The sequence below is a fragment of the Rhizobium sp. NFR12 genome, assembly GCF_900108545.1.
GTDB classification, from domain to species: domain Bacteria; phylum Pseudomonadota; class Alphaproteobacteria; order Rhizobiales; family Rhizobiaceae; genus Neorhizobium; species Neorhizobium soli.
Window position 1 is genome coordinate 127,871 of the sequence record NZ_FNWM01000004.1, and the last position, 14,663, is coordinate 142,533.

General features: G+C 61.1%; 13 protein-coding genes. 10 read left to right on the top strand and 3 right to left on the bottom strand.

The window, feature by feature from the left end; translation table 11 throughout:
- The first annotated feature begins 118 nt into the window (after window positions 1-118).
- The 5 genes from BLW69_RS16950 (at window position 119) to BLW69_RS16970 (ending at window position 5,532) form a co-directional block, all read left to right on the top strand.
- Window positions 119-1,126, top strand: a complete 1,008-nt coding sequence (locus BLW69_RS16950; protein ID WP_092663670.1) for a substrate-binding domain-containing protein — start codon at window positions 119-121, stop codon at window positions 1,124-1,126.
- A gap of 87 nt (window positions 1,127-1,213) precedes the next feature.
- On the top strand, window positions 1,214-2,692 hold the full coding sequence (locus tag BLW69_RS16955; protein ID WP_092663672.1) for an ATP-binding cassette domain-containing protein: 1,479 nt from the start codon (window positions 1,214-1,216) through the stop codon (window positions 2,690-2,692).
- Complete coding sequence (locus tag BLW69_RS16960) at window positions 2,689-3,630, top strand: ABC transporter permease (RefSeq protein WP_092663674.1); 942 nt, start codon at window positions 2,689-2,691, stop codon at window positions 3,628-3,630. Before BLW69_RS16955 ends, BLW69_RS16960 begins: the two co-directional genes overlap by 4 nt.
- The gene (locus tag BLW69_RS16965) at window positions 3,627-4,574 is read left to right on the top strand and encodes an ABC transporter permease (protein WP_092663676.1); all 948 of its coding nucleotides are present in this window, start codon (window positions 3,627-3,629) and stop codon (window positions 4,572-4,574) included. The genes BLW69_RS16960 and BLW69_RS16965 overlap by 4 nt, the downstream gene beginning before the upstream one ends.
- A gap of 40 nt (window positions 4,575-4,614) precedes the next feature.
- Window positions 4,615-5,532: an SMP-30/gluconolactonase/LRE family protein gene (locus BLW69_RS16970; RefSeq protein WP_092663678.1), complete on the top strand. Its 918-nt coding sequence runs from the start codon at window positions 4,615-4,617 to the stop codon at window positions 5,530-5,532.
- Between the two features lie 172 nt (window positions 5,533-5,704).
- On the opposite strand, the gene BLW69_RS16975 is transcribed toward BLW69_RS16970, so the two are convergent.
- Complete coding sequence (locus BLW69_RS16975) at window positions 5,705-5,959, bottom strand: DUF6074 family protein (protein WP_062453958.1); 255 nt, start codon at window positions 5,957-5,959, stop codon at window positions 5,705-5,707.
- 115 nt (window positions 5,960-6,074) lie between these two features.
- Window positions 6,075-7,187, bottom strand: a complete 1,113-nt coding sequence (locus tag BLW69_RS16980; RefSeq protein ID WP_210184929.1) for an NAD(P)/FAD-dependent oxidoreductase — start codon at window positions 7,185-7,187, stop codon at window positions 6,075-6,077.
- A gap of 85 nt (window positions 7,188-7,272) precedes the next feature.
- On the opposite strand from BLW69_RS16980, the gene BLW69_RS16985 reads away from it, so the two are divergent.
- A complete protein-coding gene (locus BLW69_RS16985) occupies window positions 7,273-8,223 on the top strand; it encodes a D-2-hydroxyacid dehydrogenase (RefSeq protein WP_092664104.1) in 951 nt (316 codons plus the stop codon).
- 31 nt (window positions 8,224-8,254) lie between these two features.
- Complete coding sequence (locus tag BLW69_RS16990; protein WP_092663680.1) at window positions 8,255-9,100, top strand: GNAT family N-acetyltransferase; 846 nt, start codon at window positions 8,255-8,257, stop codon at window positions 9,098-9,100.
- A gap of 64 nt (window positions 9,101-9,164) precedes the next feature.
- Here BLW69_RS16990 and BLW69_RS16995 read toward each other — a convergent pair whose 3' ends face one another.
- The gene (locus tag BLW69_RS16995) at window positions 9,165-9,557 is read right to left on the bottom strand and encodes a PRC-barrel domain-containing protein (RefSeq protein WP_092663682.1); all 393 of its coding nucleotides are present in this window, start codon (window positions 9,555-9,557) and stop codon (window positions 9,165-9,167) included.
- A 256-nt stretch (window positions 9,558-9,813) separates the two neighbouring features.
- Between BLW69_RS16995 and BLW69_RS17000 the strand changes: the two genes are divergently transcribed.
- From BLW69_RS17000 to pgi, 3 genes are all read left to right on the top strand, one after another.
- Window positions 9,814-11,511 carry a long-chain fatty acid--CoA ligase gene (locus BLW69_RS17000; protein WP_092663684.1) on the top strand — a complete coding sequence of 566 codons (1,698 nt, stop codon included), beginning with the start codon at window positions 9,814-9,816 and terminating at the stop codon, window positions 11,509-11,511.
- Between the two features lie 135 nt (window positions 11,512-11,646).
- Entirely contained in the window at window positions 11,647-12,900 is a 1,254-nt protein-coding gene (locus BLW69_RS17005; protein ID WP_062578927.1) for an alpha/beta hydrolase, read from the top strand.
- A 101-nt stretch (window positions 12,901-13,001) separates the two neighbouring features.
- A complete protein-coding gene (gene pgi / locus BLW69_RS17010; protein ID WP_092663688.1) occupies window positions 13,002-14,618 on the top strand; it encodes a glucose-6-phosphate isomerase in 1,617 nt (538 codons plus the stop codon).
- The last annotated feature ends 45 nt before the right edge of the window (window positions 14,619-14,663 follow it).

A 14,663-nucleotide genomic window follows, 5' to 3' on the forward strand; every position in this document is an offset into this window, starting at 1 on the left:
ATTAGAAAACTCCTCCATTCTCGATTTACTGAGCAAAAGGGGCTCAGGGCAATCATTATCTCCGGACACCCGTTGAGGAGCGGCACGGGGATATAGAGGGAGCTTTTGGGAGGAAATCATGAATATCAGAACGATGCTTGCGGCATCCGTTGCCGTCGCGTGCCTGTGTGGTCCGGCGCTTGCCGATACCGCATCCAAGAAGATCGCGCTTTCCAACAATTATGCCGGCAATTCCTGGCGACAGGCGATGCTGACGAGCTGGGACAAGATCACCAAGGAAGCTGTTTCCAAGGGCGTGGTCGCAGCTGCTGATCCGTTTACAACTGCCGAAAACCAGGCGACCGAACAGGCCGCCCAGATCCAAAACATGATCCTGCAGGGTTATGATGCGATCGTCATCAATGCCGCGTCTCCGACGGCGCTCAACGGCGCCGTCAAGGAAGCCTGCGACGCCGGCATCACCGTCGTGTCCTTCGACGGTATCGTCACCGAACCCTGCGCATGGCGCATCGCAGTCGATTTCAAGAAGATGGGCGAGAGCCAGGTCGACTATCTCGCGAAGAAGCTGCCGAAGGGCGGCAATCTTCTCGAAATCCGCGGCCTTGCCGGCGTTTCCGTCGATGACCAGATCCATGCCGGCATCCAGGCAGGCGTTGCCAAGAACAGCCAGTTCAAGGTGGTCGGCTCTGTTAACGGCGACTGGGCGCAAGACGTGGCCCAGCGTGCGGTTGCCGGCATCCTGCCGAGCCTTCCGGACGTGGTCGGCGTGGTGACGCAGGGCGGTGACGGGTATGGTGCGGCCCAGGCATTTGCCGCCGCCAAGCGCCCGACACCGACAATCGTGATGGGTAACCGCGAAGACGAACTCGTCTGGTGGAAGCAGCAGAAGGACAAGGACGGGTACGAGACCATGTCGGTCTCGATCGCGCCTGGCGTCTCGACGCTCGCCTTCTGGGTTGCTCAGCAGATCCTCGACGGCAAGGAGGTCAAGAAAGACCTCGTCGTGCCGTTCCTCAGCATCGACCAGGCCGGCCTCGAAGAAAGCCTGAAGACCACCCAGAAGGGTGGCGTGGCGAATGTCGAATATTCGCTGGCAGACGCCAAAAAGGTGATCGACGCCAAGTAGCGTCGCCTCCCGCGTGCCGGGCCGCGAGGGCTTCGACCTCTCGCGACCCGGCATGATTTCCCATTCAAAAAACAGACTGCGATCTGCATGAGCGAAACCTTGAACCGACAAGAGGTTGTGGCCGCGCGCGGCGTCCGTGTGACTTTCGGAGCCGTGAAGGCGCTTGATGGCGCCGACCTCGTGATCCACGCGGGCGAATGCGTCGGGCTGGTCGGCCATAACGGTGCCGGCAAATCCACCATCGTCAATGTCATCAATGGCGGCTTATCTCCCCATGAAGGCACGCTCAGCTACAGCGGCAACGATGTGCGCGGCATATCGGCTGCGCGTGCCAACGGCGTGCGCTGTGTGTTTCAGGAACTGTCGCTCTGCCCGAACCTGACGGTCGGCGAAAATGCCCGCATCATGCATGCGGAGCTGAAAGGCTGGAACTGGCGCGGCCGGGCGCTTGCGCTGGTGGAAGCCCAGCTGCAGGACATTTTTCCCGGCCATGCGATCGATTGCGACAGCACGGTCGACGACCTCTCGATCGCCGAACGGCAGATGGTGGAAATTGCCATCAGCTTTGCCGGCATCTCGGCCCCGCCAAAACTGGTCATTCTGGATGAGCCGACGTCATCGCTCGATGCCGGTCTTGCCGCACAACTGATGGCCTACATCCGCAAATTCGTCTCCGCCGGCGGGTCGGTGCTGCTGATTTCGCATATTCTCGGCGAAATTCTCACCACCTCCAACCGCATCGTTGTGATGAAGGATGGACGCGTGGTGGCAGACCGCGCCGCCTCCGAATTCAATAACCGCAGCCTTGTCGAGGCGATGGGCAATGTGGTGCGCGAACAGGAGCTTTCCCTCAAAGCGGTTGCGAAGTCGGGCGCACCGGTGCTTTCGATGCCGGCGCGACGTGGGCGCGGGCATGGACAGGGAAATGCCCTGCCGTTCGAAGCCTATCGCGGCGAGATGATCGGGCTTGCGGGGCTCGGCGGCCATGGCCAGACGCAGGCGCTGCTCGATCTATACCTTGCGCGCAACAGCAACTGGTTTCCGACAAAGAAGCGCGACATTGCCTTCGTTGCCGGCGACCGCAGCCTGAACGGCACGTTCCCGCTGTGGAGCATTCTCAAGAACCTGTCGATCGCTTCGCTCGACCAGCTTTCATCGAAGCGGATGATCGACGGCGAACGCGAAAATGCGCTCGGCGAAGGCTGGAAGAAGCGGATCGAGATCCGTACGCCCGATATGGGCAACCGCATCCTGTCGCTTTCCGGCGGCAACCAGCAGAAGGTTCTGTTTGCGCGGGCGCTCGCGACCACCGCAGACATCGTGCTGATGGACGATCCGATGCGCGGCGTCGATATCGGCACCAAGCAGGAAGTCTACGAGATCCTGCGCTCGGAGGCCGCCAACGGCCGGACATTCATCTGGTACTCGACCGAAATGGACGAAATCCGGCTCTGCGGCCGGGTCTATGTGTTTCGCGAAGGCGCGATCGTTGCCGAACTGGTGGGAGAGGATATCAGCGAGAAGAATGTGCTTTCTGCCTCGTTTGCGCAGGGAGAAGCGGCATGAAGATCTCGTCCGCGACCATTCGCCTGATCATTCCCGCCGCATCGCTGGTGCTGCTGCTGGCGGCCGTCTTCTACATGCAGCCGCGCGCCATGAGCTATAACGGCCTCAACCTTCTGTTCAATCTGGCGGTGCCGATCGCGCTTGCGACCATCGCCCAGATGCTGATCATGTCCGTCAACGACCTCGACCTGTCGATGGGCACGTTTGTGAGCTTCTGCGCCTGTGTCGCCGCAACGCTTTTGCAGACCTCGCCGGCACTCGGCATCCTGATCCTGCTCGGAGCGATCGCGACCTATGCCGTCATCGGCGTCGTCATCCATCTGCGCGAACTGCCGTCGATCGTCGTTACGCTCGGGATGAGTTTTGTCTGGGGCGGGCTTGCGGTGCTGATCCTCCCCTCGCCTGGCGGTACGGCACCGGGTTTTGCGCGATGGATCATGACCGCCAAGCCGCCGCTCGTGCCGATGGCGATCGTTGCCAGCATCCTCATCGCCGCCGTCACCCATTATATCGTGATGCGCTCGTCGTTCGGGGTTCTGATGCGCGGCGTCGGCGGCAACGACCGTTCGGTCGAACGGGCCGGCTGGTCCGTGATCGGCATCCGTGCCGGAACCTACGCGCTGGCCGGGCTGTTTGCCGTGCTTGCCGGTATCGCGCTGGTGGGGCTTACCACCTCTGCCGATGCCAATATCGCGCTGCGCTACACGCTGTTGTCGATCGCGGGCGTCATCCTTGGTGGCGGCGAGTTCGTCGGCGGCAAGGTGTCGCCGATCGGGGCCGTCATCGGGGCGCTGACGCTGACGCTTGCCGGGTCTTTCCTGTCCTTCATGCGGATTTCGCCGGACTGGCAGATCGGCGCGCAAGGGGCGATCCTGATCGTCGTGCTTGCCCTTCGCCTTGCCCTCAACCGTCTCGAAAAGCGGGAGAAGAGCCAATGACCATGCAACGTCTTCTCGTCGCCAAGCCGTGGATCTGGTCGTTTGCAGCGACTGCCGTCGTCTGGATCATCACCGTTCTCTTTACCGGCGGGGCAAGCTCGTTCGGCCTGTCGCAGGCAGCGCTGACCTTTGCCGCCTTTTCCGTCATCGTCGGCATCGGCCAGATGTTCGTGATTACGCTTGGGCCGGGCAATATCGATCTGTCCGTGCCGGCGACGATGACGCTGTCAGGCACGCTTGCCCTGAAGCTGATGGACGTACAGGACGGCATGATCGTCGTTGGACTGCTCGCCTCTGTTGGCATCGGTCTCGTCGTCGGGCTGGGCAATTACATCCTGATCAAGCTCTTGCGCATTCCGCCGATCATCGCGACGCTGTCGATGAGTTTCATCGTCCAGTCGGTGGCGATCTGGAGCAATCGCGGCCTGCGCATCAAGCCGCCGGAAACGCTGGCGGAATTTGCCACATCCGGCGTGTTCGGAATTCCCAACGTGGCGCTGGTGGCATTGATCCTGTCGGCCGTCGCCTGGGTGCTTCTGGAAAAGTCGATCTACGGACGCTGGATCTCGGCGATCGGGCAGAGCACGTTTGCGGCCCGCATGACCGGTATCCCGGTCGATGGCACGCGGCTTGTCACTTATATGCTGTGCGCGGTTCTCGCTTCCGTCTGCGGTTATCTGCTGGCGAGCTTCTCCGGAGGTGCTGCGCTCAACATGGGCTCGGAATACCTGCTGATGTCGATTGCCGTCGTGGTCATCGGCGGCACGGCGGTGGCCGGTGGAAATTCGAACATACCGGGCATCTGGGGCGCCTCGCTGTTCATGTTCCTGGTCGTGTCGATGCTCAACACCTACGGCTTCGGCGCCGGTGTGCGCCTGATCCTCACCGGTACGATCATCATCGCCGTCATTCTTCTCGCCGGCGGTCGGCAATCCGGCCGATAATCTTCAAACACTTCAGACAGTTTCAACCGGACGCAATGCCATGTCGCAGACATCTTCACCTTACGAAATCCACGACGACCGCTTCCGGCACCTGATCGTCCCGAGTTCAGGCCTGGAGGAACTCTATTCGGACTGCCGCTGGGCGGAGGGGCCTGTGTGGTTTTCCGATCTGCAATGCCTGATCTGGAGCGACATTCCCAACCAGCGGATGCTGCGCTGGGTGAAGGACGGCGGCGTTTCGGTGTTTCGCACGCCCTCCAATTTCGCCAACGGCAATACACGCGACCGGCAGGGGCGGCTTGTCTCCTGCGAGCATGGTGGTCGACGCGTCACCCGCACCGAGATCGACGGCTCGATCACCGTGCTTGCCGACAGCTACGAGGGCAAGCGGCTGAATTCGCCCAACGACGTGGTGGTACGCTCGGATGGCAGCGTCTGGTTCACCGACCCGACCTATGGCATCAAATCGGATTACGAGGGTTTTCGCGCCGAGCCTGAACAGGCGACCCGCAACGTCTATCGGCTGGATCCGCAAACCGGCGAGATCGATGCCGTGGTGACCGATTTCGGCCAGCCGAACGGGATTGCCTTCTCGCCGGACGAAACGATCCTCTATGTGGCCGACTCGTCCTCCAGCCATGACCCGTCCGCGCCGCGTCATATCCGTGCCTTCGATGTCGTGGACGGCAGGCAGCTTACAAACAGCCGGGTCTTCTGCGATATCGACAATGGCCTGGCAGACGGTTTCCGCGTCGATGTATCAGGAAATGTCTGGACGAGCGCCGGAGACGGGGTGCATTGCTTCGGTTCGGACGGCAAGCTTCTGGGAAAAATCCTGCTGCCGCAGACGGCGGCGAACCTCACGTTTGGCGGCCCGCGGCGCAACCAGTTGTTCATCACGGCAACGAAATCGCTCTATGCGATCTTCCTTGCAACAACGGGCGCCGGCGTTAGCTGAGCAAGTGTAAAATTAGCAAAACGCAATCCATGGTGAGGCAAGCTTCGGTTATTATTCAACAACCCGTCGCTCACCGCCAAGGAGCGTCATTCGGGAGGATTGGCTACCCGCCGTAGGCGGTCCTCCCGTCATTCACGCGTCACGCGATACCAGTCACGCGCTCCGCGAAAAATCAGCCAGCCGATACGTCCGCGTCCTGTTCTGCAAACATCATCTGCAGTTCCATCTGGACGGCATGCATGAACAGTGCGGCCTGCCTTGAGATTTCCTGGTCGTCAGCGCCGCGCTGGCGCATGGACCGTGCAAATTCCGCCATTTCCGTTCTCCAGAACTGGTTGGCGGCGTGGCCATGAAGATCACTCAGGGTTTCAGCACATCGTCTGACATCACCAGTGCGTCGATCGGCCGGGAACTGTAAGAGCGTCATTTCAACTCCGTAAATACCGGGCGAATCGCCCGTACTGAGCGAAACAATGAGCTTTACTCCTTCACAAAAGCTGAACGAGGCTCGCAGAGGTGCGTTCCCAAACCTCGCGAAATCGTTAATATATTAGTTTTTCTAGATATTCGGCGATTGCCATCGACGATGTCAGCCCGGGCGACTCTATTCCGTAGAGCGCCGCATACCCCGGGTGGCCCGTTTGCGTCGGTCCCTGAATGATGAAATCTCCCCCGCCGCCTCCCTTGGAACCGACGACCTTGGGGCGGATGCCGGAATAGGCGGGAACAAGCGTGCCATCGGCAAGGCCCGGCCAGTAACGGCGGATGGCGGAATAGAACTTCTGCGATCGATCGGGATCGACGTCATAGTCGATCGTCTCCACCCATTCGACGTCAGGGCCGAACCGTGCCTGACCGGCCATATCCAGCGTCAGATGTACGCCGAGCCCGCCGGGTTCTGGCACCGGATAAATCAGCCGTTGCGCGGGCGCGCGGGCCGAAAGCGAGAAATAGGATCCCTTGGCATAGTGGCGTTCGGGGATGGTCGCGGGATCGAGACCTTCGAGACCGGCGGAAATGCCCCACGCGCCAAGGCCTGCCGCGTTGACGACCAGCTTTGCATCGACATCGACAGGATCGGCCCCACCGACCGAGAGGCGTACCGAATCGTCCCGCAAGGTGCCGCCGAGAACCGGAGAGTTGAGGACGATGCTGCCGCCGTGGTTCTCGATATCGGCGATATAAGCTTCCATCAGCCGGTGGCTGTCGATGATGCCGGTCGAGGGTGAAAGCAGACCCTTGAAGCCGCGGATCTGCGGCTCCATGGCGGCCAGTTCCGCGCCGTCGACCAGCCGGCAATCCGCGACGCCATTGGCCCACGCCTGCTTCAGGAGCTTTTCGAGATAGGCGACCTCCGGCTCGCTTGCGGCAACGACGAGCTTGCCGCAGCGACGGTGGGGAATGCCGCGCTCATCGCAGTACTGGTAGAGACTGTGCTTGCCGGAGACCGATAGCGCAGCCTTAAGGCTGCCTGTCGCGTAATAGAGCCCGGCATGAATGACTTCGCTGTTGCGGGCGGAGGTAATGCTGCCAGTCAGCGCTTCGGCCTCGAGCACGATCACCTCGCGGCCAGAGAGTGCCAGGCGCCGCGCGATCGCCAGCCCCACCACGCCGCCGCCGATGACGACGCAATCGAGCTCCAATATTTCCGCCATGCCCACTCTCGCAGTTTCAAGCTTCCACGCAGCATGGCGGATGTTATACGAGAAATCCTGTGAGGCCAGAGGAGGAAAGCCAGTGCTGAAGATCGTATTCCTGGATCGCGACACGATCGGCCCTTCGGTAACGATCACCCGGCCGGGGTTTGCGCATGAGTGGGTGGAATACGGCAAGACGCCGGAAGATGAGGTCGCAGCGCGGATTGCCGATGCCGATATCGTCATCACCAACAAGGCGCCGGTGCGTGCCGCCTCGATCGCACAGGCCTCGCGGCTGAAGATGATCGCGGTCGCAGCCACCGGCTATGATGTGATCGATCTGGCAGCGGCCAAGGACCAAGGCATCGTCGTCTCCAACGTGCGTGGTTATGCGGTGAATACGGTGCCCGAGCATACATTCGCGCTGATCTTTGCGCTGCGCCGCTCGATCATCGGCTTCCGGCAGGACGTGATCGACGGCGAATGGCAGCGGGCGAACCAGTTCTGTTTCTTCAACCATCCGATCAAGGATCTTGCCGGCTCGACGCTCGGCATTTTCGGCGGCGGGACGCTGGGCAAATCCGTGGCGCTGATCGGCGAGGCGCTGGGAATGACGCCGCTGTTTGCTGCCCGCAAGGGTTCACCGGATGTTGCGCCCGGCTATACGGCGTTCGAGGAGGTGCTCGAGCGCGCCGATATCATCACCTTCCACATGCCGCTGACGCCCGAGACCCGCGACATGATCGGCATCGAAGAATTCCGCCGGATGAAACGCAAACCGCTGGTCATCAACACGGCGCGCGGCGGGCTGGTCAACGAGGCCGACCTGGTCACGGCACTGAATGAAGGGCTGATCGGTGGAGCCGGCTTCGACGTCTTGACGAAGGAGCCTCCGGCACCGGACAATCCGCTTCTTGCCGTTCTCGACCGGCCGAACGTGATCGTCACGCCCCATGTCGCCTGGGCAAGCGACGAGGCGATGCAATCGCTCTGGGCACAGGTCATCGACCATGTGGAGAATTTCGAAAGAGGCGCACCTTCCAACACTCTCTAGTCAGCGCGCCGGTGGGCGGAGGTCCTGATCAATGCAGAAAACAGAAGCCGTCACGCGTCGCAGTCTTGCGGATACCACGATGGAGGATGCAGCCGCCGGCTTCACCGAAGGCTTTCGCGGCTATGTCGTGAAGTTCACCATCTCCGCTGAAGCGTTTGCCCTGCGGATGGCGCGTGAAGATGTCGACCCTGAAGCCAGCGAGGTATTTTTTGACGGTGACAAGCCTGCCGGCGCATTGCTGATTGCGCGACGGGGGAAACGGTCCCGCGTCAGTGCGCTCGGCATTGGACCCACGATCCGCGGTCAGGGTCTTGGGACCCGCGTGATGACCGATGCGATCGGCTCCGCCAGGGCACGGGGCGACGAGGTGCTTCTCCTCGAAGTCATCGATTCCAATGTTCGCGCCCGCGATCTTTATCTGTCGCTCGGTTTCGAGACGTCCCGCAGGCAGGTCGGGTTTAGCCGCAGCCGGACACGGCCGGTGCCGGACGTGCAAGCAGCAGCCGAATGCGACCAGATGGAAGCGGCCGCGATGCTGTTCCGTTTTGCGGATGCACACCCGACATGGCAGACGGACCCTGCATGTTTCCGCCATCCCGGTTCGCCGATGAAGAGCTTTTCGATCGGGACAAAGGCGGTCGCATTGCTTGATGATACGAAGGACGACGTCCGGCTCTACGGGTTTGCGGTCGATCCTGCGGAACGGCGCAAGGGTCTCGGACGCGCCCTGGCCGACGGCCTCGCGGCCCGCTATCCCGGTCGCCGGCTTTATACGGCGGAGAATATCGCAGCTGGGTTGCTCGATCCCTTCATGCGACGCATAGGATGGCGGCGCAGCCGGCTGACGCAGTCGGAGATGGTGCTGAAACTGGATTGAGCGCAAACGCAAAAAGGCCCCGCACACGGCGAGGCCCTTCGATTAAAATTCGTTGCTGGAACGACTACATCCAGTATGGCGGGACGCCGTAGTAGTCGTAGACCGACTTGTCCTTGGCGCTGTAGAAGCTGTCGTCGTCGATATCCTTGTAGCGCGGGGCGCCGGAGATCTGATCCTTGGTGAGGTCGATCCGGTAACCGTCCAGCTCCTCGTCGTAGTGGAGCTTTTCCCACGGCAGCGGATAGTAGTCGTCGCCGATGCCGAGGAAGCCACCGAAGCTCAGGACTGCATATGCAACGCGGCCACCCATTTTCTCAAGCAAAATACGCGCAATCGAGCCGATCCGCTTGCCGTCGGCGCCGTAGACTGCGGTGCCTTCGACCTTGTCGCTGGCAATCAGCGAAACGGTGTCTTTGACATAAGGGTCCTGCCCCGCACGCGGTTCATTATGCATCATAACGCAACTCCTCTTGTCGTGTCGTTATGCTTGTAAAAACGGCCTGCACTTGAGGAGGTTCCGCAAATTGCCCGGAAAATCCCATTGGCTACACTTCGCGGTACGTTGACGCTTACGTCAAAGTTAGATAGCAATCACGATAGGTTGCGCTGGTCTGCATGGTCCGACGCATGGTAAAATCATCGACGAGGTTGGAGGAGGAGGAAGCCGCCAGCCAGCGCCTGGTGCGCGAAGATCGATAAGGGAGGAGACGCAGATGAGCGAATTGTCCAAGCAGCCCGTAGCGACCAGGGAAAAGATCTGGCTTGCCACCTACCCGCCCGGCGTACCGGCCGAAATCCCGCCCCTGTCACATCCGTCGCTCGGCGCCCTGTTTGAAGACAGCTGCGCCCGTTATGCCGATCGCCCCGCCTTTTCGAGCATGGGAAAGGCCATCACCTTCCGGGAGCTTGAGGCCGAGAGCCGCAAGATCGGCGCCTGGCTGCAATCGACGGGTCTGCAAAAGGGTGACCGGGTGGCGGTGATGCTGCCGAACATCCTGCAGAACCCCGTCGTCGTCTACGGCATCCTTCGGGCAGGCTATACGGTCGTCAATGTCAACCCGCTCTATACGCCGCGCGAACTCCAGTACCAGTTGAAGGATTCCGGCGCCAAGGCGCTGTTCGTGCTGGAAAACTTCGCCCATACGGTGGAACAGTCGCTGGCCGGCACCGATGTGACGCATGTGATCGTGGCAACGATGGGCGACATGTTGGGCCTCAAGGGCCATGTCGTCAATCTTGTCGTGCGACGGGTGAAGAAACTCGTTCCGAACTGGTCGCTGCCTTCGGCAATCACCTTCAAGCAGGTTCTGTCGGCCGGATCCGGCAAGACGCTAACGCCGCAGAATGTGGGACCGCAGGACATCGCGTTTCTGCAATATACGGGCGGCACGACGGGAGTTTCCAAGGGCGCGATCCTGACCCACGCCAATCTTCTGTCCAATGCATCCCAGATGGGCCTGTGGCTGGACACAGCCTTCCTGACCAAGCCGCGTCCGCCGCAGTTGCAGTTCCTCTGCGCGCTGCCGCTCTACCACATCTTCGCGCTGACGGTGAATTCGCTGATGGGGGTTGCGACCGGCAGCCACAATATCCTGATTGCCAATCCGCGCGATATCCCGGCCTTCGTCAAGGATCTGCAGAAATACAAGATCCACGTCTTCCCCGGGCTCAACACGCTGTTTAATGCGCTGATGAACAATGCCGATTTCCAGAAGCTGGACTTTTCGGCGCTGCTGCTTGTGTTCGGCGGTGGCATGTCGGTGCAGCGGCCGGTCGCCGAGCGCTGGCTTGAGATGACCGGTTGCCCGATTACCGAAGGCTACGGCCTGTCCGAGACGTCGCCGGTCGCCACCGCCAACCGGATGGATGTCCAGGGATTCACCGGCATGATTGGCTTGCCGATCTCGTCTACCGATATCTCGATCCGCGACGACGACGGGCTGGAGGTCGAACTCGGCGGCGTCGGCGAAATCTGCATCCACGGCCCGCAGGTGATGGCCGGATACTGGAACCGGCCGGACGAGACGGAGAAGGCGATGACCCCGGACGGATTCTTCCGCACCGGCGACATGGGCTACATGGACGCTGCCGGCTATATCAAGATCGTCGATCGCAAGAAGGACATGATCCTTGTCTCCGGCTTCAACGTCTATCCGAACGAGGTTGAGGAAGTCGTGGCGAGCCATCCGGGCGTGCTGGAATGCGCAGCAGTTGGCGTCAAGGACGAACATTCCGGCGAGGCGGTCAAGGTGTTCGTCGTGCGCCGGGATCCGGAACTGACCGAGGCCAATATCAAGGCGCACTGCATTGCCAACCTGACAAACTACAAGCGCCCTCGCTTTATCGAGTTCCGCGACGCGCTGCCGAAAACGAATGTCGGAAAAATTCTGAGGCGCGAGCTTCGGCAATAGCCATTCGTTGCGCGGCTGCGACAAGCGCTGCCCAACTGCCCCCGTCCGACGAGAGATCACCCGTTTGAGGTGGACCTTGGACGCCTGCTCCGTTAGCCGTTAAGGATAATTAACTTTTTGGCATGTGGAGTTCGCTTGGATAAAAGCGCTGGACCCTTTCGTTGCATCGTCATTGCTGCGCTCTTGGCAGCCGCCCTTTCGGGCTGCGCCGGGCGGCCTGAAGGCGTGCTCGTTCCAGCCGCGGCAGGGGCTGCGGAAACCAAGGGCATATCCAAGGTAGACGTTCTCGTCGCCACCACGCGCCGACCCTCCGAGACGCCGGGCGTGCTGTTTTCCGGAGAGCGCGACAAGACCCCGAGCGTGACCGAAATCAGCGTCTCGATACCCCCCGATTCAGTCCGCAAGATCGGCGAGGTCCAGTGGCCGAAAAAGATCGTGGCGGATCCGACCAAGGAATTTGCGACGCTTTCGGTCACGCCGCTCTCGCCGCAGCGTGCCAGTGAGTGGTTGCGCGGCAACCTGCCGAAAAGCCGACGGGTAATGGTGTTCGTGCACGGGTTCAACAACCGCTACGACGACGCCGTCTACCGGTTCGCCCAGATCGTCCACGACAGCGGAACCGATGTGGCACCGGTCCTCTTCACATGGCCTTCGCGCGGCAGCATCTTTGCCTATAACTACGACAAGGAAAGCACCAACTATTCCCGCGACGCGCTGGAAGACATGCTGAGCCGGCTTTCCAAGGATTCCCAAGTCAGCGAAGTGACGATCATGGCGCATTCGATGGGTTCATGGCTGACAGTCGAGGCGCTGCGCCAGATGGCGATCCGCGACGGTCGCGTGGCACCGAAGATCACCAACGTCATCCTTGCCTCGCCGGATCTCGATGTCGACGTGTTCACCAACCAGTTCTCGGCGCTTGGTCCCAAGCATCCGAAATTCACGTTGTTCGTTTCGCGCGATGACCGTGCGCTCAATCTGTCGCGACGGATTTCGGGCAATATCGATCGGCTCGGGCAGGTGGATCCGACCGTCGAACCCTATCGTACCGAATTCGAGAAGGCCGGTATTACCGTGCTCGATCTGACGGCGCTGAAGGGGAACGATCCGCTCAACCACGGCAAGTTCGCCTCAAGCCCAGATGTCGTGAAGCTGATCGGCAACCGGCTGATCGCCGGCCAGGAAGTGACCGACAGCGATGTCGGACTTGGCGAGCGCCTGGGTGCTGTGGCGCTCGGCACGGCACAGACGGTCGGCAGTGCGGCAAGCGTTGCCGTCTCGACGCCGATCTCGATCTTCGACCCGCGCACGCGGCGCAACTACGCCGAACAGGTGGATCGCTTCGGCCGCGCCATCGGCAACACGGCCGAAAGTGCCATCGTTCCGTAAGGCCAGAAGTCCAGGCACGCAGCGAACATCGCGCGCAGCGCTTGATTTGAACGCGAAAGCGAATAGGTTCCCACGCATCCATCCGAATGCGAGGAACGTCCATGCAGACCATCGTCAACGAGCTGAAATCCACTGCCGAGAAGACAAATGCCACGGATATCCGCGCGGCTTTTGCTGCTGATCCCGGCCGGTTCGGGAAATTCAGCGTCAGCTTCGACGACCTCACCATGGATTATTCCAAGACTGCGGTGAACGACGACATCCTCGCTTTGTTCGAGACGCTGGCCGAAGCTGCCGGTGTTGCGAAAAAGCGCGACGAGATGTTTTCGGGCGTCGCCATCAACTTCACGGAAGACCGTGCCGTTCTTCATACCGCCTTGCGCAACCGTTCCAACGCTCCGGTGATGGTCGATGGCAAGGACGTGATGCCTGATGTCAACGCCGTGCTTGCGGCGATGGGCAAATTCGCAGACGGCATCCGCTCCGGCAGCCTGAAGGGCGCAACGGGCAAGGCGATCACCGACGTCGTCAACATCGGCATCGGCGGCTCCGATCTCGGCCCGGTCATGGCTACGCTTGCACTTGCGCCTTTCCATGACGGCCCGCGCGCGCATTTCGTTTCCAATGTCGATGGCGCCCACATTGCCGACACGCTGAAGCATCTCGAGGCCGAAACGACGCTGTTTATCGTCGCCTCGAAAACCTTCACGACGATCGAGACGATGACCAATGCCGCCACGGCCCGCAAGTTCATCGCCGACAAGCTGGGTGACGATGCGGTGAAGCATCATTTCTGCGCGGTCTCGACGGCGCTCGACAAGGTTGCCGCCTTCGGCATCGACCAGGACCGGGTGTTCGGCTTCTGGGACTGGGTCGGCGGTCGCTATTCGATCTGGTCGGCGATCGGCCTGCCGCTGATGCTTGCCGTCGGTCCTGAGAATTTCGGCAAGTTTCTCGATGGCGCGCATGCGATGGATACCCATTTCCGCACGGCGCCGACCGCGCAGAACCTGCCGATGCTGCTTGGCCTGGTCGGCTTTTATCACCGCAACGTGCTGGATTACCCGACCCGCGCGATCCTTCCCTATGACCAGCGGCTGCTGCGCTTCCCGGCCTATCTGCAGCAGCTGGACATGGAATCGAACGGCAAGGGTGTGACGATCGATGGAACTCCGGTCGAAGGCAATTCCGGCCCGGTCGTCTGGGGCGAACCCGGCACCAACGGCCAGCATGCCTTCTACCAGCTGATCCACCAAGGCACGAGCGTCATTCCGGCCGAATTTATGATTGCAAAGACTGGCTTCGAGCCGGAGCTTCGCCATCAGCACGATCTGCTGATCGCCAATTGCCTGGCGCAGTCGGCGGCCCTGATGAAAGGCCGGACACTGGATGAGGCCAAGGCGCAGCTGGCAAAGGCCGGCATGGACGAGGCGAAGGCCAGCCACATCGCGCCGCATCGGGTCTTCACCGGCAACCGCCCGTCGATCACCTTCGTCTACGACAAGCTGACGCCGTTTGCGCTCGGCCGGCTGATCGCGCTCTACGAGCACCGGGTCTTTGTCGAAGGCGTGCTGTTCCGCATCAATTCCTTCGACCAGTGGGGCGTGGAGCTTGGCAAGGAACTGGCGACCGGTCTTTTGCCAGTCGTGCAGGGCAAGGCCGCCGCTGACGACCAGGACGGCTCGACGCAAGGTCTGGTGAAGGCATTGATTGGCTGAGACGCCTTAGGATGAGCCGGGTTCGCCCGGCTCATCCTTGATACC

What these genes read in the sequence shown, in the direction of transcription:
- BLW69_RS16955 (WP_092663672.1), top strand. Translation starts at nt 1,214, where the DNA reads ATGAGCGAAACCTTGAACCGACAAGAGGTTGTGGCCGCGCGCGGCGTC.
- BLW69_RS16980 (WP_210184929.1), bottom strand. Translation starts at nt 7,187, where the DNA reads ATGGCGGAAATATTGGAGCTCGATTGCGTCGTCATCGGCGGCGGCGTG.
- BLW69_RS16995 (WP_092663682.1), bottom strand. Translation starts at nt 9,557, where the DNA reads ATGATGCATAATGAACCGCGTGCGGGGCAGGACCCTTATGTCAAAGAC.
- BLW69_RS17000 (WP_092663684.1), top strand. Translation starts at nt 9,814, where the DNA reads ATGAGCGAATTGTCCAAGCAGCCCGTAGCGACCAGGGAAAAGATCTGG.
- pgi (WP_092663688.1), top strand. Translation starts at nt 13,002, where the DNA reads ATGCAGACCATCGTCAACGAGCTGAAATCCACTGCCGAGAAGACAAAT.
- BLW69_RS16970 (WP_092663678.1), top strand. Translation starts at nt 4,615, where the DNA reads ATGTCGCAGACATCTTCACCTTACGAAATCCACGACGACCGCTTCCGG.
- BLW69_RS16960 (WP_092663674.1), top strand. Translation starts at nt 2,689, where the DNA reads ATGAAGATCTCGTCCGCGACCATTCGCCTGATCATTCCCGCCGCATCG.
- BLW69_RS16950 (WP_092663670.1), top strand. Translation starts at nt 119, where the DNA reads ATGAATATCAGAACGATGCTTGCGGCATCCGTTGCCGTCGCGTGCCTG.
- BLW69_RS16975 (WP_062453958.1), bottom strand. Translation starts at nt 5,959, where the DNA reads ATGACGCTCTTACAGTTCCCGGCCGATCGACGCACTGGTGATGTCAGA.
- BLW69_RS16990 (WP_092663680.1), top strand. Translation starts at nt 8,255, where the DNA reads ATGCAGAAAACAGAAGCCGTCACGCGTCGCAGTCTTGCGGATACCACG.
- BLW69_RS16965 (WP_092663676.1), top strand. Translation starts at nt 3,627, where the DNA reads ATGACCATGCAACGTCTTCTCGTCGCCAAGCCGTGGATCTGGTCGTTT.